The following is a 20,597-nucleotide window of genomic DNA, read 5'->3' as shown; positions in this document are numbered from 1 at the left end:
CTTTACGGCGCCGGATTTATTATCTGACCTGCCGGGTGCGGTAAAAATTCTGATTTTTTCGTTTTAATGATATGTCCCGATATCCGGGTCCCTGATGCCCAGTTCCCGATCTATCGCGAGGACAAGGCGGTTGAGGACTGCAATCACGTCGCGTGCGTCTTCCTTGTCCATCGTACCAGGCTGGTGCCAGACCACTTTTTTCCGCAGCAGTGTCACTATCTCCTCAATCTCGGTCCCCCTGAACCGGTCGGGCATGACAAGCCCATCAAGGTGATCCGCCACCCCGAACCATGCCTGCTCCGGCGGCATTGCGAAATGTTTTGCGATCAGCACGATGGTCGTGATAAAACCCCGCCCGAATTTGTTCTCCATGAGTGATGATATTAGCTGGATTTAAAAAAAAGCTTGGGTCAGATAAGACGGGTTGCGGTGATCCAGATCGAGACAGGGATTGACACGACAAGGAACAGGCTGATGGATAGAAAAACCCATTCGCTCCGTTTTAATGGCTTTTTTGTGATAAAAAGATGGCTGTCCCTCCCGTACCCCCGGCAGAGCATACTGGTGTATACCCGTTCGCCCTGTTCATAGGACCGGATAAACATTGTCCCGATCGTGTATCCCAGCTGCCGTAGCCGGTACCGGTAAGGAAGCGCCGGGTCGAATGGATCGAAACACCGGGTTTCCAGCGTGTGGTTGATCTTACGGAAAATGTACCCGAAAACAAAGAGGTAGCGGATCATCATGCCAAGCGCGAGAGCGATCTCTGCAGGAAGTCCGAGACGGCTTGCTCCCTGCAGGAGGTCCTGCAGTTTTGTTGTGGATGAGAGAAGGATGATAAAAGATATACAGACAAGAAATTTTACTGCGAGAATGGACGCGAACTCAATGGATTCGGTATAGATGTTGATACCCAGCGGCAAGGAGAAAAGGACATGGTAATCTGTATAATACTTGTTTTTGAAAAAAATCTGGAAAAAGATAATAATCCCCCAAATCGGGACAATCGCAAGCAGCCGTTTTGCATAAACGAACGGGGATAATTTTGACGCTGCCCATAAAAGTATAAAAAATAAAAAAAAGATGGCACCAACCGTATAGACCATCGGGGAATAAGGGACAGCCACAATAGCGATGATAACGGCAAACGCAAGTATGATCTTAACACGTGCATCAAGCCGGTGTATGAAGCTGTCGCGGTATGCCTGTTTTTCAATTAGGAAAAGCTCTTCGATCATATCTTTCCTTTGAATGCCTGTATCAGGACCTTTTCGGCATCATCGTAGGTATATGCCATGGTAACGGGAACGCCATTTTTCTTCAGCGACTGGATCAGCTTTGGCAGGACAGGGACATCAAGACGCATGGATTTGAGCATGTCCGGCTGGATGAAAATTTCCTCCACTGAACCTTCCGCGACAAACCGTCCCTTGTTCATGACGTAGATATAGTCTGCAACCTCGGCGACAAGAGCGACATCATGGGTTGAGAAGATGACCGTCATCCCGTATTTCCTTGAGAGAGAGTTGACAAAACCGATGAGGTCGTGGACGCCCTGAGGGTCAAGGCCGGCGGTCGGTTCATCGAGCACCAGCACTTCCGGTTCCATGGCGATGACTCCGGCAATGGCGACACGCTTTTTCTCCCCGCCGCTCAGGTGGTGGGGGACACGCCCGGCAAGGTCCTCTATCCCGACAATTTTTAAGGCTTCATGCACCCTGTGGTGGATCGTCTCTTCATCCAGGCCAAGGTTGGTCGGGCCAAAGGCGACATCCTGCTCGACCGTGGGGGAAAAGATCTGGTCGTCAGCATTCTGGAACACGATCCCGACGAACTTCCGCACCTCACGGATATTATGTTTTGTGATAGGTTCTCCCCTGATAAGGACCGAGCCTGAAGTAGGTTTAAAGATACCATTGAAGTGCTTGAAAAGCGTGCTCTTGCCGGCACCGTTTGAACCGATAACCGCAATCCTCGCATTCCGCGGGGCGATAAAATTGATCCCTTCCAGTGCCCGGACGCTATGGGGGTAAGAATAACAGAGATCCCGTGTTTCAATGAGGTGCATGTGTCAGGTACATTGGGTGAAAAAAATTATAGTCCTATTGGTTTACCTGCGCTTCTTTCTGTTTTTTCTTAAGAACAAGCAGTTTTGAGATGCCCAGCACAAGTGCAAAGGCAAGCAGTGTTCCGGCAACTATCGCAACGATGCCGCCCAATGGCCCAAGTCCTTCACCGAGTGAATAATCCGGCATGGGCGACTCGTATGAGAATTTCCCGGTCGTATCTTCGTGGATTTCAGCATCAGGAGGTGTATCGCCGGTAAGGCTTTTTTGCCCCTGCACGATGAGCGCAGTGCTCTCAAGGCCATCGGGATCTCCCGACGCAAGGAACACGGCAACCACGCCGATAAGCAGTGCAACAATAATACCAATTACGAGGAAGGTCTTGTTATCCATTACACGTTCACTCCTTGTGCATCTTTTGCTGCGATCTTAAAATCAACAATATCCGGGCGGGCTGCAACAATAAGGTGGATAGCAACGACAGTGACGAACCCTTCGATTACCCCGATCAGCGCATGGTATAACCCCATTGCAACCAATCCCTCCCTGAGCGGGAAGGTGCCGGCTAAATACATCTCAACAGCACAGGCAAGCGCCGGGATAAGGCAGGCAAGCCATGCTGCCACGAATGCAGCGATGCTCACATTTTTTGTCGCTGCCATCAGTCCCTTAAAAGTGTAGAAACCGACAAAGCCCCCGATCACTCCCATATTCAGGATATTCGCACCCATGGTCGTGATCCCGCCGTCTCCAAACAAGACCCCCTGCACGATAAGGACGAGTGTCAGGATAAAGACCGCGGCAAAGGGTGATCCAAGCACGATTGCTGCAAGTGCGCCTCCGACAAGATGCCCGCTCGTCCCCATGGAGACGGGAAGGTTGAAAGACTGGAGGGCAAAGATACCGGCTGCAAGAACTGCAATCAGCGGGATCTTTTCTTCGCTCATTTCATTCTTTGCCCACCGTAATGCAAGTGCAACAAAGACCAGGGCAACGATCCAGTATACAATGCCCTGCGGGATCGGTATAAATGCGTCAGGTATGTGCATGTAGTCACCATTGATTAGTAATACGATTGTATACTTTTGTAAGATTTGGTATTTAAAAAATGTTTGGATTTGTTATCAGGTCTGGTCTTTTATTATTGTTTGACATTAACCGGATTTTGGCAACAAGTATCGGATCGGCTATCGTTCCTTGAAATTGTACACGGTCCCGATCACCAGACAGGGACCGGATACCCTTTTGCTGTGAATGCTGAAAAAATTTCACGTTGTATCTGTTCAAGACGGTCTTCACTGTATCTCGTATTGATAATCATATGTTCGATAATCCTGTACTCTTCACCGTCTTTCAAATCGTTTATGCTCTGCATGCCGTAGGCCTGCTGAAGGAGACCAATCAGTTTTTTATTCACATCAACATGCCTTGAGAGTTTTGCATATTCACAGAACGTCTCCTGCGCAACCCCTGCCTTTTTGGCAATAGAAACATTCTCACTGATATTTTTTTTCCGGATCAGGACATGTTCGATCGCTGAATAAAGTTGAACTTTTTCAAATGGTTTCATGATATAATCCTCAATACAGACGTGGTATTGTTTCGCCTCTGCGGCAGTGAGCTGTTTCCCGGTGAGCATCAGGACAGGAATATCCTTTGTTTCAGGATTGGTTTTTATCTGTTCAAGGGTTTCCCAGCCATCCATGGGCTTCATCATGATGTCAAGGAGAATGACATCAGGAATATTTTTCTTTTGCCTGATTAGATCCAGGCATTCTTTCCCGCCGGGGGCAGACATACTTTGATATCCCTGCTTTTCGAGAAGCAGTCTGACCAGTTCAACGAGATCCGGCTCATCATCAACAATAAGGACTCTCTTTTTCCTTAAAATTTCTGACACGGTTTTTCTTCGCTTAAAAATGAATGCTGTTGTCGCTGCGATTACGATGAGAACGACAAAAATCGAAAAATAAAACGCGGGGATATTCGTGTCCGGTGCAGGTCTGCGGGATTGCAGATTGAGCTGGATGCAATCGGGATCTGCAGGATAATCTGCGCAGAATACTGAGGGTGAAACGGTGAGGTCGACGGAGATGATGGGGGTGTTACCCTGTGCATCATAGAGCCTTAACACCTGCATATCCGGCTTGTAGGGGATGGTTAAGACAATTTCATCGGAACCGGACAGTTCCAAATATTCTTTAAGGTTGGGAATGCCCCCTTCGGTGGTACCGATTGAGTCCCCTGTCGCAATTCCGGGCTCCATGACAAAAAATGATTTGATTTCTTTATCATTAACATCCGAGATAACTGCTCTGAGATTACCCGACATGATGTTGAGATTTGGGCCCTGTCCGTACCGGATATACTGCGACTCCTCATGATAGACTCCATTGTCGTAATCGAGCTGAATCACGAGTATTTTTTCATATCCGTGGAGAGGCTGTGTATGAACAGGCACTGCAAATGACAGCACTGCAAGGCATGCGACAACAAAAAGAATCGTGTTCCATCTCATGGCGATCCACTCCATGCATTGTCTAGTATATAGCTAATGCGCTGAGTAGATGCTGCGCCGAAGGTTCCGGAAAATACATTTTGCATAATATCGGGGTCAGGATCCCAGCGCCAGAACTGCTTTGAGCAGGTAATGGGAGATTTTTGTTCGATCTGCCTGCAGTTTGTAGAATTTCGCTTATCAGCCATCGCATCTTCCCTGCATTTGTCATATGACGACCAGACATTCGGGTGCGGGAAGTTCTCGAAATAATAGGTGGTGCCGCAGTAAGTATCAACGAGCCCGAATACTGCATGGCCGGTTTCATGGGTGAACAATAATTCTTTGTCGGCCGGTGTTTTCATGAGTCTTCTTCCCGGGCCTGATGCCTTATAACACCCGGCAGGCAGGCAGGCAGTATTGGAATACGTCCCGTAGTATGCAGGGTAGAGAATGACCGTGATATCCCCAAAAGTCACATCATTCCAGTAAGCATCCGGGACAGTTCCGGCACAACCTGAAAACGCATCGGCAAAAAATTTCGGATTGTAATAATAATAAAAATTAAACCTGTCCTGGTACTGTGCCGGGAGAGGAACCAAGGGGGATGTGATCCGATCAAGGTTCAGGAAGGTGCGGTTTATGATTTGCAGGACATCTTCTCTGAACCTGCTTTCATTTTTTGTATAGGTTGAGACAGGAACTTTTTTATTTTCCGTGCAGTTGAAGGTAGTCGATGAGGGAATAAAGATAATATTTATTCCTTTAGCATAATGGTCATCCCGGTTCAGGGAATACAGAAATCCTTTATTCATCATCACTTCAACCTTTTTTTCATCCGGGATGAGAAGTTTTATATATTCGTCCCTGTATCCCATCAGGGTAATCCTCATCGTGTGTGTCCCGTTCTTAATATCATGTAATTGCAGGGTTCCGCCAGCTTCCTGCGGGGAGGTTGTCCCTTTAAACGCCCCATCCAGATAGATCACAGCTCCTCCCAAAGGTTCTCCGGTCTTTATATCTTGTACAACAATGGCAAGGGAATTGTCACTGTGTGCCATAGCACCGGATCCGGGTGTTAAAAAAAATATTAAAATAACGATTGTTATGCAGGTTTTTCCTGAAAATAACGATTGTATCATACACACAAATCTCTATTAAGCATAACCCTTTACAAAGATGCCCAACACAACATGTATGGTCAGATTAATAAAAGATTGCAGGGCTGGTTGCTCTCTATTTCCCTTAATGAAGTCCCAATCTTTCCCATTCACTCGATGCTGCCTTAAAAGTTGGCATCACTCCAAACCTTCATGATTTGGCAGGTTCAACTGAAGTCTGTATGGCTGATGAGAACGGGCATGACCTCCCGGCACGGAAGGTCGAATATCTCAAGTATATCTACGAGCGCGGAGGATCAGCAAAGACTATAGATCTCGCCACCCACTTTTCGGTTGATGCTTCCACGATCTCAAAAACGATCAGTGACCTGACTGAACGTGGGTTTCTTACTCATGCCCCGTACCAGAGGATCGTGCTCTCCAGCCGGGGAAAACAGTATGCCGGATTTTTTGTAAAACGGCACCGGATCCTCAGCCTCATGCTGACGCATTACGGGTTTTCACAGGAAGCGGCATGCAAAGAGGCATCGCGATTCGAGAGCTATGTCACAAAGAACGCAGTTGACCGGATCTGCCGGACGATGGGGCACCCGCAGGAAGGCACCTGCGGTTCAATCACCCATGATACCGGGTGCATGGGGGAGGAAAACCGGACGAAAAAAAGAACCGGGAACACGTCCATTCCTGATGTTCCATGAGGTTTTTGTATGAGTTCCACGATGATCTCGCAGCATATTCCGGATCTTGACCTGATCACCGCGTATGCCGAACGCGGGGACTCGTTCTTTTCAAAGGTGAGCCCATGGACGAAGTTCGCTGCACTCGTATGTGTGATCCTGCTTGTAACGCTCACCCGTAACCTCGTTGTCTGTGCAGGACTCTACCTCATGGTCCTTCTGGTATACTGGAGTGCCGGGCTCCCGTTAAAAAAACTGTTCGCATGGTATCTCCTGCCGCTCGTGTTTGTACTTTCACTGGTGGGGATCATGGCATGGGGCGAACCAGGAACCGCACTCGTCTCTTTTTCGATTGCAGGGGTTGCCATTTCACTATCGGACAACGGCGCCATCCTTGTGATCACCCTCCTTCTCAAAGCCATGATATCGGTTACCTTCTCATTGTTCTTCTTAATGACAACGCGGTACCGGCACTTCTCAGGTATGATCTCCCGCCTTTTTCCCTCTCCCCTTGACCAGATCTTCTTACTTGCATACCGGTTTCTGTTCCTGACCCTTGCCATGGCCGGCACTATGATCAAGGCAGTACGGTCCCGGGGCGGCGGGATCATCCGTTCCGTGTGGGTGCAGGGAAGGCTGTTTGCCGAAATCTTTGCGCTCGTGTTCATCCGTTCCTTCGAAAGGGCGGAACGGGTTAACAAGGCAATGAATGCACGCGGATATCAGGGGTCGTACGTTGCAGGGACTGGAATCCCGCGACCCGGCTGGTGCGGTTACGGGGTCATTTGCGCGTTTGCGATCACGATTGCCATTGTCACGTGGATGGTTCCAGGCACAGGTGGGTAGTAACATGACGGTAATACGCAGGGATCCCCTTGCCCCCCACTGCCCGCCCGTTGACCGGGAACGGGAACTGATCCATGTGGACTGTGCCAGCCATACCTACCCTGACGGGAGTGTTGGGATCCACGACATGTGCTTCTCCGTGTTAAAAAACGAGATTGTCGCGCTCTGCGGTCCCAACGGATCGGGCAAGTCCACGTTGATCGAACACTTAAACGGGCTCCTCACCCCTTCGCAGGGAGATATCTGGGTCAATGGCAGGTCGATTGTCGGCGGAGAACGCAAAGATCTCTGGAAGGAGGTGGGCATCGTGTTCCAGCGGTCTGAAGACCAGCTCTTTGCCCCGACCGTCATCGATGATGTGATGTTCGGGCCCCTTAACATGGGCATGTCCGTTGCTGAAGCAAAAACGGCTGCGATGGGCGCGCTTGAAGCGGTGGGTGCTGCGGATCTCATCCACAAATTGCCCAACTATCTGAGCGGGGGACAGAAACGGCTGGTCTCGATCGCCGGTATCCTTGCCATGAAGCCCCGGATTATCGCACTCGACGAACCGACCTCGGATCTTGACCCTGTTCACTGTGAGATGATCGAGAGGCTCATCCTCGATTTCAAGAACCGGCATGGCATCAGTGTTGTGATCGCAACCCATGACCTCGACCTTGCCGCACGGATCGCTGACCGGGTGTGCCTGGTAAAAAACGGTTCGGTTTTTGCCGAAGGTGCTCCTGCGGAGATCTTCTATGACCCGGACCTTATCGCAGAGGCAGGTTTGAAAATTCCGGTGCTGGTCCGGGTATATCTCGAATACTGCGCCCGGCATGAAATCAGCCCACGCGGGCAGCCGGTCCGGCTGGACGAAGTCATTGCCAAGCTTCGTGAATGAAAGGGGGGAGACCTGCGCGATATAAAAAAATTGGAGTAAGCCCAACTTTTCAATAACCTTGATATTTTCCTGCGATAATGGTGAGTGATGAGAATACAACAACCCCCAAAGTTACAGCATCCGGTGAACGATCATGGCACATATACATCTTGAAGACGGGACACTGGCACTGTTCTGGGTCGCGGTCTGGTGGATCGCCGCAATCCTGATTATCGGGGGTTCGGTTCTCTGGCTGCGGTCAGTAAAAAAGATCGACGGCCGCCTTGTCACGCTCGCCGGGTTCTGCACCGCAGCGTTGTTCGTGGTCTTTTTATTCGAGATACCGGTTGCCGGCGGGGTCCACCTCAGCATGACCCCGCTGGTTGGCATCCTCACCGGCCCGGCCGTCGGCTGCCTCATTGTATTCATTATCAATATCCTCGCCGCCGCAATCGGGCATGGCGGCTGGAGCATGATCGGGGCAAACGTGCTTGTCAACGTGACCGAAGTGGTGGTGGCAGGAGCCCTCTATTACCTGTTTTCAAAAGCAGTAAAAAGCCCGTTTGTCTGTGCCGCCACTGCGACATTTTCCGGGCTTGTTTGCGGCAATGGGGTCATGGTTGCCATTATCCTCATCTCCGGGATCCAGGGGGTTACCCAGAGCGCGGATCAGGTCCTTGCCGGGCTCTCACTTCTCGTCGCAATTAACCTTGCTGTTGCCGTGATCGAGTCGGTGATCACCGGGTTCATGGTGGCATATCTGGTGCATATCCGGCCGGATCTGCTGAAAAGAAGGGATGCATAGGCACCCGCGTCCAGGCCCGTCAGGGAGCTACCGGATTTTTCCCGGTCATCCAACGAGCGAGCGGATACCGGATTTCAGCAGCGGTCCGGCCAAGGCAAGAATCGCGGGTTTTTTTAGCAGTTTTCTAACCAGAGTTCCGGGGCGGTCCATATCGCCGTACTGCACGATGGTGGCAACGACCTCCGGGTCATTGAGCGCCCTCAGGATCCGGTCAATATCTTCCGGAGACATCTCCTGACGCATGGCATAGAGCCGGAACCCCAGCTCGAGTTCACGCCCGATATCTGCCTTCCACCGCTGCTCGTAACCGGCGAGCACCGCATCATCAAACCTCCCCTGTTCGCAGGCATCCGCTGCCACTGCAGCCGCGTGCCGCGCAGAGCGGATACCGGTATATATCCCTCCGCCCGACGTTGGCTTCGGAAACCCGGCAGCATCACCCACAAATAACGTCCGGTGCCCGTATGTCCGTGGCATCAGGCCGAGCGGCAGCGTTCCGGTGACAATATGCGTGAAGGTTGTCCCGAACCGTTTCACAAATGCGGCAAACCGTTCCGGTGCCTGTGTTTTTGTGCAGAGACCGATACGGACCCTGCCCTTGCCTGCAGGGATCAGCCAGCCGAAAAAATCAGGCGATGCATCCGGATAGATCTCCACAACCGATGGATTGCATTCGTACGGCATATCCGCCTGTATCCCCGCAAGGTAGACCTTCTGGCGTTCCATTCCCAGAAGGCGGGCGATGGTGCTGCGGGGGCCGTCTGCTGCGACCAGAAGATTTCCTGAAAATTCCTCGTGGCCGTTGATCCCCCGGGTGAGGACGGTAGTCCCGTTCACGCCATACACGCCGGTCTTCAGCCGGAACTCAGCACCGCAGTCTGCTGCCCGCTCTGCCATTTCCCGGTCCAGCATACAACGGTCGACAACAACGGCTTTTGTTGTCTTTGCGTCAAAGAGCAGTTCGCTGCCATAACCGGACACGATACGTGCCCCGCTGACAGTATTGAGCACGGGGCGCTGCGATACCCCGCATTCGTCAAAGGCGGCATTCGAGAGCAGCCCGGCGCACTGCACCGGGTACCCCACCGTGCCGTGCTCCTCGATGCAGAGAGTATCAAGGCCGCTTTTTGCACAAATCCGCGCTGCGGCACTGCCCGCAGGGCCTGCACCAATAACAATCACATCATACATGAAACACGGAACCCGCAGGAATAATCCTGATAAAATGCCTTTGCCGGGGTTGTGGTGCGGGGCAGCATCCGCCTTGCATAAAGAAGGATGTACCGCACCTCACTCCTGACCGGAGGGAACCCGGATGGCATCCTGCATCTTTCCTTTGATGATCATCATGCCGATCACCAGTGAAAAGATGCCGAACACAAAGACAAACACGCCAAACGTCGTCATCAGGTAATCAGCCCGCAATGCCGGGACAAAATACAGGAGAGCTACAAGGAGAGCGATAAATGTGCCGGACATGCCCCCGAAAAGATAATAAAAGTACCGTCGCCCTGTGATGCAGTGTTCGAGATCAAATATACCGGTGATGAGCGCCCAGCCTGCGATGATGATGGCAAATGATAACGCGATCATCTCTGGAAATAACACGGACAACAGGCCAAGCGCAAGGATGCCCAGTGAGAGCCAGAACCACAGCGAGGAGTCTTTTGGGTGGGACGTGACCGCGAAAAGAAACGCGATGATGCCCGCTGCAATGATGAACAGCCCGAAGATTGTAAATAACGTCCCAAGGGTAAAACCCGGTATTGCCACCGCAATGATCCCGAATATTATTCCAATGATCCCTTTAAGGATAAACATCTGCCCGCGGTACATACGAACACATCGATCAATTGTTGGCAGGAATAACAATATAATGATCGGTAAGTTGCCTTTTATTGTATAGTGCTGGACACAACAATTATGACCAATCGGAATCTCAAAAGAGGTGGATATTGGTCTATTTTGGGATTGGATGCGTTAACACTGCTTCGAAGAACTCTGATGAGTTCTTCTCCAGTCTCACCACTTCGTGGTTCGACAATTCGAAGATTCTTTCTGAATATTCTCGTTTCTCACCACTTCGTGGTTTGATAATTCGAAGAACTCTGACGAATTCTTCTCATCTTCGTGGTACTGACAGACCACTCAGTCTTCGCCCCTGCCGCAGTGGCATTCCCCATTTACGATACACCTAAGTGCAAAACGCCTCGCCGGGTTTTACGCTATAAGGCATGTTTTGAGAGGTTTTTTAAAATCAAGTGAAAAATACCAGATTATCATTTTTGAGATAAACCGACCGGCCTGCCGCGCGATAAGGGAGTATAGACCGTTGCATCAGCAAGGGCTGATTTGAGAAGAACTCTGATGAGTTCTTCGAGGCGCCGCGCTGGGCGGGGCAATCACTGGATTATAGAAATCAATAGAGTAATTCACAAACCGGTTGAAATTTTTCTGCACTTTTTATTGCGAAATCTGGAAATAAAATTCTACTGGAATGATCGACGAGAACAAAGCATAGAATCAGGTGTATTAATGGTATATTACCCATCAATTATAACTGACCCATATGAACAAAACCGGAGCCATCATATGAACCCGCGACGCGTTGCACCCCTCTGCATCTGCCTGATCCTCCTTGCAGGGTTCGTGGCCGCAGCTGAGGTGGCAGCCTGCAATGAAAAACCCGCCGCCCTTGATGGAACCTGCTGCTGGAACCGGTTCAACCTGCAGGAAGAGAACCGGGTGCAGCTTGCCGCCCCCACGGTCGTGGATATCTCGGAGTCGAACGGGAATATTCTCGTGCGGGGCCCGACGCCCCTGATCATACGGAACGGGAAGGGAAACGATCCGAAAGCAAGCCCGTGCATGAACCATTCTGACTGGCGCTTTGCCTATGACGAGCTCAACGCGATGATCCAGAACCAGAAGACCTTTGCCCCGGTCTATTTTACTCCCGGGAAAAAAGCTGCACTTGCATCGGGACTCCAGAATTTCAATCTTGATGAGTATCACGTGATTGTCATAAGTCTTCTCGACCACGGTGATATCAATCCCGCTTACTTTGCAATAGAGCAGCGGGACTTCGGGGGCAGCTACAGCAGTTGTTCTGAACCGCTCACCGACGGCACCCTTCCCGGTGGGCAGAAGGGCAGCCTTGTATGGTCAACGGTAGGGTTCTGTGATGGCGGCAATGACGACCAGTGCCAGGAGATCCTCAACACCGACACCGGCGCCACCTGCAGTTATGCGCACCTCATCGATGAGATCGGCACGCTCATGGCCACAGGCGATCCTTCCGGGAAAAAACGCCTGATCTATTACCACTGCGTGCTGGGGACGGACCGGACCGGTGGAGTCACCATCGGGTATCTCCAGAAGACGATGCCCCCAATGAGCTTTGCGGATGCAGTTACCTATGCCACACACCTTGGAACGGAAAACAGCATGCCTCCCTGGCCGCCGAATTCGGCATCGCAGGCACTTGCAAACGCGTACTGCCTGAAGATCAACGGCACATGCGAAACTGTCGATGACACCCGCATCTATCTGCCGGGCAGGGACCGGCACACCCATATCCCCGACGTTCAGCCGGGCCCTGCGGTAACTCCTTCCGTTTTACCGGTCAACACCCCTGCACCCGCCCAGACCCCGGTTCCGGCCGGGCGGTACGACCCGACGAAGGCCGGTGAAGCGAATTTTTAAAATTTTCACACTCCTTTTCTCCGGGCATCGCCCGTATGGTATCCGGTTTGTGCTCTCATACGATATGGTGGCCTAATGCGCATGCCCCGTTCTATTCTGGGAGAAACACATCATCTGCAATAACAACGCGATCCCCCTCGCAGGTTTAACTGCGGACAGGCAACCAGCACCAGAACGGCGGGATGTAATGCGGGGAAGATGAAAAAAGGGCATAGTTCCCATGTTCGGGTGGACACAGGCGCCAGAGCGAAAAAAGGGGCTCTGTAGAAATCCCTGATCTCACCTCATTACCAGAGACCCATGATATACCGGTTTTCGACGGATATCGCAAGGGGGGATGTCTGCTATCCTTAAAGGATGGTGGACTCGTAAAAATGGTCGTCAGACCTTTTTTTTAGTGCCGCAGTGGCGGGGGCAATGTAACTCGAAGACATCCCAACAGATGTCTTCTCGTGCTCCTTTACAGTCGCATATCGAAGATGTCCATCAGGACATCTTCTCCAGTTTGCCCTTCCCTGCGGGGAATGGCAAACGCCCCCAAGAACGTTATGAAAAACGATGATTTCTACAGAGCGAAAAAAGATTTTTGTGAAAAACACATTTATCCCGAAACGTGCAGGTAATTCCTGTGGTACCATGCCGGATTTAAACGAACGTATCTGGAATAATTATGCAGTAATAATACTGGTCATCGCCCTTCTCTTTGCCGCAGGCGAAATTGTGTTAAAAAAGACAGGTGTGCCCGAAACGGTTCTTGTGTATATCGTATTATTCAGTGTCGGAATCCAGGGCATTTTGGCCGGCTTCATGCACTGGTACAGGCCTGCTGCCGATAAAATCGCCCGGAAGATCGGCTGGCAGCCCGGCAGCCCGTTCCAGAAGGAGGTTGCCGCTGCGGACGCTGCATTTGGCATCCTTGGAGTAATCTCATTTTTCCTGCGGGATAATTTTCTGGTCGCAACCGTCATTGGATCATCTTTTATGCTCTTTTTCATGGGTATAGGGCACATCCTTGACATAAGGAAAAACAAGAACATCTCGCCCTATAATGCCGGTGTTGTCGTGTATTTTGACATCCTGCTTCCGGTTGCCATGCTCGTCCTGCTGGCAGTATGGAAATCGGGCTCCTGATATTGAAGATTTTTTTATTCTCCCGGATCATTCAGCCGGCATATTAAAGGTCGGGAAAAACCGGCTGAAAAAATTTTTAATTGCAAAAATTCCCGGTACAAAAAATTTTAAAAGCAAAAAAATCCAGTCCCGAAAGTTTTCATCCAGAAATTTCATCCGCAAAAAATTGGGGTGCTTAAAAATTATAATAGTCCTTTAGCCCCGTCAATCAGTTCGATGGAAAACCGGTGGGGATAATCGCCCTTTTTTTTGCCCTGCGTTCCAAGGATATAAAATCCCAAGCCCGGTTTCCTGATGTGGCTGGTATATAGAAAATTCAGCAGTGCACTGATCGACCGGCAGGATGTTTGTGGCAGGTGATGAAATGTGGCAATATCCCGTGCTGTTACATCAGCATGCGTGATATTTTTCTTCAGAAGATAATCACAGATAAGAAAAGCAAGATGGTATCGTGTTTTGGAATCTGTCCGGATATGTCCCATTTTGGTACTCCCAATTTCTGTCAAAAAATTCCCGGTTAAATATACCGGTTTTTCCGCAGCCAGTCCGTCTGGGGCTTAAGATAACGGTAGATGATATCACATTTCGCGTCCTGAAAGCTCCAGGGGGTGACGATGATTGTATCGCCTTCCCGTATCCATGCCCGTTTCTTGATCTTGCCCTTGATCCGGCCCATTCGGGTAACCCCGTCGATACACCGGACGCGGATGTGATTTGCCCCGAGCATTGTTTCGGCAAGGGCGAACTGTTCGTTATTCCATTTTTTTGGTAACCGGACGCGGACGGTGGGAGTGCCGTCAGGACTTACTGCATTAAGGTCCGGTTCTTCGTTATTTTTTTTATGAAAACCACTCATTCAACCAACTGCGTGTGTGCTGCTATCAACGGCATCTGACATGTTGAAGGTATGTATGCCGGTTGCCGGGGATGCCAGGGCTGCGGGACTGGTTTGCGGGTAACGGGCGTTGGGCGAACGGGGTGGCACAGGCAGACGTATGAGCTCACGAGCCAATTCTAGCCCATCAGAGTAGAGCGAGGGAGTCACTTGAGCGTAACGGTGAAATTCAGGGTTCAAAGTGGGATCATTTCCCTTGACCTGGATAAAATTTCCGTATTCCAGATCACCCGCCAGCGCAATACCTGTGAACTCCTTGCCATCACTCCCGAAAACCCCCGCCCGCAGACGCCTTATTCCATAGCGAGGAGGGACCAGGAGTCGAAGCTACGGGAGATTTTAGACAGCCTGCAGCAGCTCAAAAAGGAGAAGAAGACGGGCATCATACTCGAGATAACCGATACGGAACTTCACCTTATAAAGGAACCATGACTTGTTTATATGGATCCGGTGGGTGTTCCACGTTGCAGGAATAGAATGAGTCAGTTTCAAATAACGGGTTCCTCAATAACGATAATATGAAAAATATCTATAACTGTAAAAAAACCGAAACTGGTGTGGCACTGGTCTGGCGGGAGGGTAAACGGGAAAACGAGGAAATCTTTTCGTTTTCAGAATTGGAAACCATGAGAATTCCTGTTCAGGATCTACTGGACCATCCCGAGTTATACAGGATTGACCTGCAGGAGCACAAAATATACGTAAGCCAGGTGGGTCGCAGCATCTGATGACGTGACAGGAATGATCGGGCGAAGCGGGATTTAAGGAAGAGAAGAGTTCATCAGAACCCCGAAGGTCGGCTTACGCCCCCCGTCTCCTTGGCGATGTTTTAATAAACATCTCCGGCTTTTACGCGACAGATCCGTTTTATTCTTTTTTCCGGATATTGTCCTTGCGTACCTGGTTCAGATCATCATCCGATATTTACACAAGCGTGCTGCCAGAGACGGCACACCGTCCGGTCTGGTAATCGCTCATCTGCTGATGCGTATATTCCCGTTTGCAGTTCGGGCAGAAATTCATAATATCCCCCTGTTATTTTTAAAAAATCAATCGGCCGCCGTTCCCTTCGGGGTTCTCTTTCTCTGGTTAGTACATAATTCTTTTGCGATGCTCACTATCGCACAATCGTTATCAAAAAACCATGCACATTCTTTCCCGCAACAGGAGATTTCGATCAGCAATCCCTCAGTATTAACGGCAGTCCCGAATTTCATCGGACAACTTTTCTGTGATGGCATAATAAAAAGTAGGCTGTACCGTAATGAACCTTTCCTGCAGGAAAAACGGGGATTTCTTACGATCATGCTATACGCAATAACCGCCTATATAAATACACATTAAACGGTTTTAACAACAGATCTGCCAACCTCAGGACCGTCGCGAAAGAGCGGCCCCCTCATATCATTGTGAAACCTTTTTTGGTACAGATGCCCTGATTACCAGGCCGGTTTTTTAGTGGTTGTGCCGGTTATGAAAAACCACGAGAAAAAATACAGCTATGACAAAAAATGCCTTAAGACCAGAGATTAAAGGAACGAGAGCCGGGTACGTGATCCGTTTCACCTGCCCGGATTGTGTTGCTGAAAATATCATTATAACAAGAACCCCAAAGGACCATTTCAAAGAGACCCGTGTCGCAACCTGTAAACAATGCAGGAAGTGTTTTACGATACGGACTCCTCTCTTAAACCGCAACCGGAGATACTTGCCCATATACCCGTGTGCCAGAAACACGACCGGACAATAAATCTTTGGCTATTCCTGAAACAAAACCTGCGAGCTGGTCATACAGGCCCGGGTTTGCCAGGACCCGCGATTCCCATACATATCCTAAAGCGCCTCCCGCGCTCATCGCCCGGATTCCGGTGATCCAAATTATGGCAGGGTATATCTGTTTTGCCATATACCCCAAAAGCAACGGTAAAGGAGGAACGATTGGTTTTTATCGCAGGCCGGGTTGTACACATTATATCATGTCCCGCCCAATATCCTTACAATAGTGAAATGTAAAAAAATAAAAGGGAGATGAGGTATGTTTGAAAAGGTGCTGCTGCCAACAGATTTTTCCGGGGATGCCCAAAAACTTCTTGCATGCCTGGGGGATATCCCGGGCTTAAAAGAGGTGATCCTTTTGCATGTCGTCGATGCAACGCATCCTCCAAAAGGAGGCCTTACTCACGACCAGCAGATTGAGAATGCCAGGATACTCATGGCAGAGAATAAGGCATTTCTTGAGAATCTCGGCCTGACCGTGCAGACAAAAATTGATGTTATTGTCAGCGTGATAACCCAGGGCGACGTCCCGCTTGCGATACTGGAAACTGCCCAAAATGAAAACGTCTCGCTGATTATGATGGGTGCACGGGGAAAAAACCCGATCCGGAGTATCCTGCTTGGCAGTGTTTCTGCAAGCGTTATACACCGGGCAACGACAAACGTCCTTCTTATGCGGTACCCCCCCGGCAAAGGTACCGGCGAAAAATCATGTGCGAGGATCTTTTCCAGGGTGCTTGTACCCACGGACTTTTCAAAACCTGCGGGGGATGCAGTCGCACTGTTACAGGAGCTGCCTGCTTCCGGCGAGGTTGTCCTGTTCCATGTGGTCGATAAAGGCGAATCAGAAAAGGAGATTGAGGGACACGTGAAAGCGGCACAAGAAAAACTGGAAAGACTCAGAGGGGAATTTGTGCGGGCGGGTTTCAATGCAATCTCACGCGTCCACGTGGGATACGCTCCCGACGAGATCATCGCCACGGCCGACATTGAGGATGTCTCCGTCATTGTCATGAGCCCGTACGGGGAAGGATGGGTACGGGATCTCAAGGCATTGTTCATGGGCAGCACCACCGGCGCGGTTGTGCGGAGGGCACAACGCCCCGTCCTCATTGTCAAAGACAAAAAAACGGCGTGAGGGGATGGCCATGATAACCCCTGTATGGGGTACATCCTCCGCTGTTTTATGAAAAATCGGCTCTGTAGAAAACCTTGTTTCTATTATCCATATTGCCCCAACTTGTTCCAGTGATATCGCATTTTGGGGGATGCGGCAGCGGCGGGGGCAATGTAACTCGAAGACATCCCAACAGATGTCTTCTCGTGCTCCTTTAGAGTCGCATATCGAAGATATCCTGATGGATATCTTCTCCAGTTTGCCCTTCCCTGCGTGAACGGCAGAAAGGTCGAAACCATTGATATGGTTTCTCCAATCAATCCTCGCTTTCCAGCGACGATTAATTCCCCCAAGAGCGTTAGGAGCCGAAATTTCTAAGCATTTCTACAGAGCCGAAAAATCCGTTTTTAATTGGATTTGTGAATACCGGTATTTTTATCCGCCCCGTGGTACGAATCCTGCCAGAAGCGACGGATGGGTCATGTAAACCATACCGCTTCTCACCATAAGCCGGCAGCCTCCGGAAATATGCCGGGTATAAAATACCGGTCACCCCCACGGGCATGGTGAGCTAACCTCAACCGGGCTGCCGGGCCGGTTAAAAATATCATCAGGATCCTGCGGCCGTCGCCCCTCCTGTCCTATATCCAGTTGCAGACCATTGCGCTTATCTCTGCAGGCAAAAGGCTGTTCGAGCAGAGGTGGCCAAGAATTGCTTCTGACCCGAGAGCGATCCCAAAACAGCCGATCAGTGCTCCCACAAGAATCCCCAAAAACACCAGAAAAGTATCCATGCCAAGGAGTTTCCCCGCAATTGTGCCCCTTATGCCGCCGCTCCCGAATACCGGCACCATCACCATCAGCACGATGCTAAAGAAATACAGGCCGCTGATCCAGCGGTGATGTTCAATGACCTGTTTTGTCTTGTCTGTGAGACCGACGAGTATGGGTCCAAGGAACGGAATTTTAAATGCAAGGTCGAAGTTGAGCCCCATAAAAAGACCGGCCTCAACGTCGACCATCGTAATGGATAGTGCCATGTACCACCACGGGATGCCCAGTGCGATCCCCACGGGGATGGCGGTCTCCTTTCCGGCAGGAGGCAGCATGTAAGCGGCCATGAGCCCGATCATGGTCAGGAACTGGTTGTAAGGGAGCGTAGCGGCCATAACAGCGATATGAATTGACAGGACACAGAACGGGATGAGGAGTGCAACCGCCCGGTAAGGCAACCTCCGGACTACCTGCAGCCTGTTCATGGTACCCATGGTTGCACACCCGCCCGGTTCAGGAGAACTGCTCCCGCAGGGTGCGGCGGAGCAGCTTCCACCCGTGCACCCGGGGCAATGCATCGACGATCATCAGCCTCCGCGGAATTTTATACCCGGCAAGGTGCTCGCGGCAGTAGGATTCGAGATCCGTCTCGTTCAGTTTCTGGCCGTGTTTTTGTACGACAGCGGCAACCGGCACCTCGCCTTTCCGTTCGTCCGGGACGCCAAAGACAGCCACATCCGCAACCCCCGGGTGCTGGATGATCACGTTCTCGACCTCGGTCGGGTAGATCTTCCACCCGGACATGATGATCATGTCTTTTTTCCGGTCGGTGATGTAGAGGATCCCGTCGGCATCAAGGTGCCCGATATCGCCGGTCAGGAACCAGCCGTCGGGCAGGAACACCTCGGCAGTGGCCTCCGGCATGTTCCAGTATCCCTGCGCGACGGAGGGGCCACGGAGCGCAACCTCGCCGTTCTCGCCATGCAGAAGTTCCCGCCCGGGATCGTTTGTGTCCACGATCTTTACTTCCGTGTAACCGACCGGAACCCCGACGCTCTGGTAACCTCTTGTCAGGTGCGGGAATTCCGGGAGCGTGGTCGTGCCGGATCCGATTACGATCGTCTCCGAGAGCCCGTACGAGTTCGCCACCGGGATACGGTAGCGCCGGTCAAACGCCTCCCAGACCGCGGGCAGCAGCTGCCCGCCGCCGGAGATGATCACCCGGGCCGTCGCCAGCTGCCGTTCCGTACCGGGCTGGCTGTGGACAAGCGAGTGGATGACCGGCGGCATCCCCGCAAGCACGGTCACCCGCTCCTGCTCCGCAAGCGCAAGGTACTGCCCGAGGTCAAAGCGCTCCATCATGACGTACGTCCCCCCTGCCCGGAGGACCGAGAGCCCCCAGGAAATTCCCACGTGTCCCATCGGGTAGATGCCAAGGTAGACATCGTCCATCCTGATCCGGAGCGCCTCGCGCTCGGCATCCAGTGCGGTCATCCAGTTTCCGTGGGTCAGCATCGCGCCCTTGGGCGTCCCGGTCGTGCCGGCCGTGTACTGGATTTGACAGAGATCGGTGGTGGCGCAGTTTGCCGCCCGCATGCTCTCCGGTGCTTCCGGGAACGACTCCCATGCGACCGAATCCCGGCATCCCCCCCCAGCACTGATGATGGTGGAGAGCGTCGGGGCGTCGGTACGGATACTCCCGACCACGCCGGCACCTTCCCCGGAGGTGATAATCGTGGATGCACCTGCATCGTTGACCGTGTGCAGCAGTTCCTTGCTGCGGTACACGATATTGGCCGGCACCGCCACCGCACCGATGCGCCAGATCGCAAAGTAACTGACCAGGTATTCGGGCGAACTGTCAAGGTAGATGCAGACCCGGTCGCCTTTCTTTGTGCCACAGTTTAAAAGCCCCAGCCCGATCCTGTTCATCTCTGATCGGAGCCTGCCATAGCTGTAGGTCTCGTTGCGGCTTGGGCAGACCAGTGCTGCCTTGGCAGACGGGACGCTCTTTGCATCAAGGAGGGTGCTGACATTGGACAAGGGGACACCGCCGGTGCTGGGGCACAATCGCCTGCAACAGACTTGGACGTTGTGCTATATAGGCATGCATTATCCGGTGCAAATGTTGTAGGTTGCTCTCACAAACGGGATAGAAAAAAAATCCTGCCCGGGTTTTTCCGGTATTTTTTTACCTGAACATGGATTATCAGGGTAAATAGTACTGGGACCAAAGGTGCTCACGCCCTATGCTTTGGGCCCGGAGATTCCAGGACCATACTTCAGGCCAACGATTTTGGGATTAACGAGGCCGGGGGAAAAGGG

Annotated in this window: 23 protein-coding genes; 9 read left to right on the top strand and 14 right to left on the bottom strand. The window is 51.3% G+C overall.

Annotated features, from left to right (window positions below; translation table 11 throughout):
* Positions 1-63: 63 nt before the first annotated feature.
* From OS112_04685 to OS112_04655, 7 genes are all read right to left on the bottom strand, one after another.
* On the bottom strand, positions 64-372 hold the full coding sequence (locus tag OS112_04685) for a hypothetical protein (GenBank protein ID WAC05932.1): 309 nt from the start codon (positions 370-372) through the stop codon (positions 64-66).
* A 38-nt stretch (positions 373-410) separates the two neighbouring features.
* Entirely contained in the window at positions 411-1,238 is an 828-nt protein-coding gene (gene cbiQ, locus OS112_04680) for a cobalt ECF transporter T component CbiQ (GenBank protein ID WAC05931.1), read from the bottom strand.
* Positions 1,235-2,068 (bottom strand): ATP-binding cassette domain-containing protein, encoded by an 834-nt coding sequence (locus tag OS112_04675; GenBank protein ID WAC05930.1) that lies wholly within the window; start codon positions 2,066-2,068, stop codon positions 1,235-1,237. Before OS112_04675 ends, cbiQ begins: the two co-directional genes overlap by 4 nt.
* Positions 2,069-2,102: 34 nt before the next feature.
* On the bottom strand, positions 2,103-2,459 hold the full coding sequence (locus OS112_04670) for a PDGLE domain-containing protein (GenBank protein ID WAC05929.1): 357 nt from the start codon (positions 2,457-2,459) through the stop codon (positions 2,103-2,105).
* Positions 2,459-3,115: a cobalt transporter CbiM gene (gene cbiM, locus OS112_04665; protein ID WAC05928.1), complete on the bottom strand. Its 657-nt coding sequence runs from the start codon at positions 3,113-3,115 to the stop codon at positions 2,459-2,461. The genes OS112_04670 and cbiM overlap by 1 nt, the downstream gene beginning before the upstream one ends.
* A gap of 170 nt (positions 3,116-3,285) precedes the next feature.
* Positions 3,286-4,584 carry a response regulator gene (locus OS112_04660; GenBank protein ID WAC05927.1) on the bottom strand — a complete coding sequence of 433 codons (1,299 nt, stop codon included), beginning with the start codon at positions 4,582-4,584 and terminating at the stop codon, positions 3,286-3,288.
* A complete protein-coding gene (locus OS112_04655; protein ID WAC05926.1) occupies positions 4,581-5,624 on the bottom strand; it encodes a carboxypeptidase-like regulatory domain-containing protein in 1,044 nt (347 codons plus the stop codon). The genes OS112_04660 and OS112_04655 overlap by 4 nt, the downstream gene beginning before the upstream one ends.
* A gap of 281 nt (positions 5,625-5,905) precedes the next feature.
* Between OS112_04655 and OS112_04650 the strand changes: the two genes are divergently transcribed.
* The 4 genes from OS112_04650 to OS112_04635 all read left to right on the top strand — a co-directional run bounded on the left by OS112_04650 (position 5,906) and on the right by OS112_04635 (position 8,874).
* Positions 5,906-6,382 carry a metal-dependent transcriptional regulator gene (locus OS112_04650; protein WAC05925.1) on the top strand — a complete coding sequence of 159 codons (477 nt, stop codon included), beginning with the start codon at positions 5,906-5,908 and terminating at the stop codon, positions 6,380-6,382.
* 9 nt (positions 6,383-6,391) lie between these two features.
* On the top strand, positions 6,392-7,207 hold the full coding sequence (locus tag OS112_04645) for a cobalt ABC transporter permease (GenBank protein WAC05924.1): 816 nt from the start codon (positions 6,392-6,394) through the stop codon (positions 7,205-7,207).
* A 4-nt stretch (positions 7,208-7,211) separates the two neighbouring features.
* On the top strand, positions 7,212-8,090 hold the full coding sequence (locus OS112_04640; GenBank protein ID WAC05923.1) for an ATP-binding cassette domain-containing protein: 879 nt from the start codon (positions 7,212-7,214) through the stop codon (positions 8,088-8,090).
* Between the two features lie 133 nt (positions 8,091-8,223).
* Positions 8,224-8,874: an energy-coupling factor ABC transporter permease gene (locus tag OS112_04635; GenBank protein WAC05922.1), complete on the top strand. Its 651-nt coding sequence runs from the start codon at positions 8,224-8,226 to the stop codon at positions 8,872-8,874.
* A 45-nt stretch (positions 8,875-8,919) separates the two neighbouring features.
* Here OS112_04635 and OS112_04630 read toward each other — a convergent pair whose 3' ends face one another.
* Together OS112_04630 and OS112_04625 are read right to left on the bottom strand one after the other, a co-directional pair.
* Complete coding sequence (locus tag OS112_04630) at positions 8,920-10,065, bottom strand: geranylgeranyl reductase family protein (GenBank protein ID WAC05921.1); 1,146 nt, start codon at positions 10,063-10,065, stop codon at positions 8,920-8,922.
* 99 nt (positions 10,066-10,164) lie between these two features.
* Entirely contained in the window at positions 10,165-10,710 is a 546-nt protein-coding gene (locus tag OS112_04625; protein ID WAC05920.1) for a DUF308 domain-containing protein, read from the bottom strand.
* Between the two features lie 756 nt (positions 10,711-11,466).
* Between OS112_04625 and OS112_04620 the strand changes: the two genes are divergently transcribed.
* A complete protein-coding gene (locus tag OS112_04620; protein WAC05919.1) occupies positions 11,467-12,579 on the top strand; it encodes a hypothetical protein in 1,113 nt (370 codons plus the stop codon).
* A 350-nt stretch (positions 12,580-12,929) separates the two neighbouring features.
* On the opposite strand, the gene OS112_04615 is transcribed toward OS112_04620, so the two are convergent.
* On the bottom strand, positions 12,930-13,217 hold the full coding sequence (locus OS112_04615; GenBank protein ID WAC05918.1) for a hypothetical protein: 288 nt from the start codon (positions 13,215-13,217) through the stop codon (positions 12,930-12,932).
* On the opposite strand from OS112_04615, the gene OS112_04610 reads away from it, so the two are divergent.
* A complete protein-coding gene (locus tag OS112_04610; GenBank protein WAC05917.1) occupies positions 13,216-13,710 on the top strand; it encodes a hypothetical protein in 495 nt (164 codons plus the stop codon). The genes OS112_04615 and OS112_04610 overlap by 2 nt on opposite strands.
* A gap of 182 nt (positions 13,711-13,892) precedes the next feature.
* Here the strand turns inward: OS112_04610 and OS112_04605 are convergent, their stop codons facing one another.
* Positions 13,893-14,192 (bottom strand): hypothetical protein, encoded by a 300-nt coding sequence (locus tag OS112_04605; GenBank protein WAC05916.1) that lies wholly within the window; start codon positions 14,190-14,192, stop codon positions 13,893-13,895.
* Positions 14,193-14,227: 35 nt separating this feature from the next.
* On the bottom strand, positions 14,228-14,566 hold the full coding sequence (gene eif1A, locus OS112_04600; protein WAC05915.1) for a translation initiation factor eIF-1A: 339 nt from the start codon (positions 14,564-14,566) through the stop codon (positions 14,228-14,230).
* Positions 14,567-14,755: 189 nt separating this feature from the next.
* Here eif1A and OS112_04595 point away from each other — a divergent pair, with 189 nt between their 5' ends.
* The 3 genes from OS112_04595 to OS112_04585 all read left to right on the top strand — a co-directional run bounded on the left by OS112_04595 (position 14,756) and on the right by OS112_04585 (position 17,519).
* Positions 14,756-15,037, top strand: a complete 282-nt coding sequence (locus OS112_04595) for a hypothetical protein (GenBank protein WAC05914.1) — start codon at positions 14,756-14,758, stop codon at positions 15,035-15,037.
* An 86-nt stretch (positions 15,038-15,123) separates the two neighbouring features.
* Positions 15,124-15,333, top strand: a complete 210-nt coding sequence (locus OS112_04590; protein WAC05913.1) for a hypothetical protein — start codon at positions 15,124-15,126, stop codon at positions 15,331-15,333.
* Positions 15,334-16,640: 1,307 nt separating this feature from the next.
* Positions 16,641-17,519, top strand: coding sequence for a universal stress protein (locus tag OS112_04585; GenBank protein ID WAC05912.1), 879 nt, complete (start codon positions 16,641-16,643; stop codon positions 17,517-17,519).
* A gap of 620 nt (positions 17,520-18,139) precedes the next feature.
* Here the strand turns inward: OS112_04585 and OS112_04580 are convergent.
* Both OS112_04580 and OS112_04575 read right to left on the bottom strand, forming a co-directional pair.
* Positions 18,140-18,766 (bottom strand): small multi-drug export protein, encoded by a 627-nt coding sequence (locus OS112_04580; protein ID WAC05911.1) that lies wholly within the window; start codon positions 18,764-18,766, stop codon positions 18,140-18,142.
* A gap of 19 nt (positions 18,767-18,785) precedes the next feature.
* The gene (locus OS112_04575) at positions 18,786-20,315 is read right to left on the bottom strand and encodes an AMP-binding protein (GenBank protein WAC05910.1); all 1,530 of its coding nucleotides are present in this window, start codon (positions 20,313-20,315) and stop codon (positions 18,786-18,788) included.
* Between the last annotated feature and the right edge of the window lie 282 nt (positions 20,316-20,597).

The organism is Methanoregula sp. (assembly GCA_026625165.1).
In the GTDB taxonomy this organism is placed as follows: Archaea; Halobacteriota; Methanomicrobia; order Methanomicrobiales; family Methanospirillaceae; genus MVRE01.
The sequence above is the reverse complement of the archived record's forward strand: the minus strand, read 5'-3'. Positions and strand labels throughout refer to the sequence as shown.

Bases quoted from the DNA above. Each gene is read 5' to 3' on its own strand.
- OS112_04685 (WAC05932.1), bottom strand. From the start codon at position 372: ATGGAGAACAAATTCGGGCGGGGTTTTATCACGACCATCGTGCTGATC.
- cbiQ (WAC05931.1), bottom strand. From the start codon at position 1,238: ATGATCGAAGAGCTTTTCCTAATTGAAAAACAGGCATACCGCGACAGC.
- OS112_04675 (WAC05930.1), bottom strand. From the start codon at position 2,068: ATGCACCTCATTGAAACACGGGATCTCTGTTATTCTTACCCCCATAGC.
- OS112_04670 (WAC05929.1), bottom strand. From the start codon at position 2,459: ATGGATAACAAGACCTTCCTCGTAATTGGTATTATTGTTGCACTGCTT.
- cbiM (WAC05928.1), bottom strand. From the start codon at position 3,115: ATGCACATACCTGACGCATTTATACCGATCCCGCAGGGCATTGTATAC.
- OS112_04660 (WAC05927.1), bottom strand. From the start codon at position 4,584: ATGAGATGGAACACGATTCTTTTTGTTGTCGCATGCCTTGCAGTGCTG.
- OS112_04655 (WAC05926.1), bottom strand. From the start codon at position 5,624: ATGGCACACAGTGACAATTCCCTTGCCATTGTTGTACAAGATATAAAG.
- OS112_04650 (WAC05925.1), top strand. From the start codon at position 5,906: ATGGCTGATGAGAACGGGCATGACCTCCCGGCACGGAAGGTCGAATAT.
- OS112_04645 (WAC05924.1), top strand. From the start codon at position 6,392: ATGAGTTCCACGATGATCTCGCAGCATATTCCGGATCTTGACCTGATC.
- OS112_04640 (WAC05923.1), top strand. From the start codon at position 7,212: ATGACGGTAATACGCAGGGATCCCCTTGCCCCCCACTGCCCGCCCGTT.
- OS112_04635 (WAC05922.1), top strand. From the start codon at position 8,224: ATGGCACATATACATCTTGAAGACGGGACACTGGCACTGTTCTGGGTC.
- OS112_04630 (WAC05921.1), bottom strand. From the start codon at position 10,065: ATGTATGATGTGATTGTTATTGGTGCAGGCCCTGCGGGCAGTGCCGCA.
- OS112_04625 (WAC05920.1), bottom strand. From the start codon at position 10,710: ATGTACCGCGGGCAGATGTTTATCCTTAAAGGGATCATTGGAATAATA.
- OS112_04620 (WAC05919.1), top strand. From the start codon at position 11,467: ATGAACCCGCGACGCGTTGCACCCCTCTGCATCTGCCTGATCCTCCTT.
- OS112_04610 (WAC05917.1), top strand. From the start codon at position 13,216: ATGCCGGATTTAAACGAACGTATCTGGAATAATTATGCAGTAATAATA.
- OS112_04615 (WAC05918.1), bottom strand. From the start codon at position 13,217: ATGGTACCACAGGAATTACCTGCACGTTTCGGGATAAATGTGTTTTTC.
- OS112_04605 (WAC05916.1), bottom strand. From the start codon at position 14,192: ATGGGACATATCCGGACAGATTCCAAAACACGATACCATCTTGCTTTT.
- eif1A (WAC05915.1), bottom strand. From the start codon at position 14,566: ATGAGTGGTTTTCATAAAAAAAATAACGAAGAACCGGACCTTAATGCA.
- OS112_04590 (WAC05913.1), top strand. From the start codon at position 15,124: ATGAAAAATATCTATAACTGTAAAAAAACCGAAACTGGTGTGGCACTG.
- OS112_04585 (WAC05912.1), top strand. From the start codon at position 16,641: ATGTTTGAAAAGGTGCTGCTGCCAACAGATTTTTCCGGGGATGCCCAA.
- OS112_04580 (WAC05911.1), bottom strand. From the start codon at position 18,766: ATGGGTACCATGAACAGGCTGCAGGTAGTCCGGAGGTTGCCTTACCGG.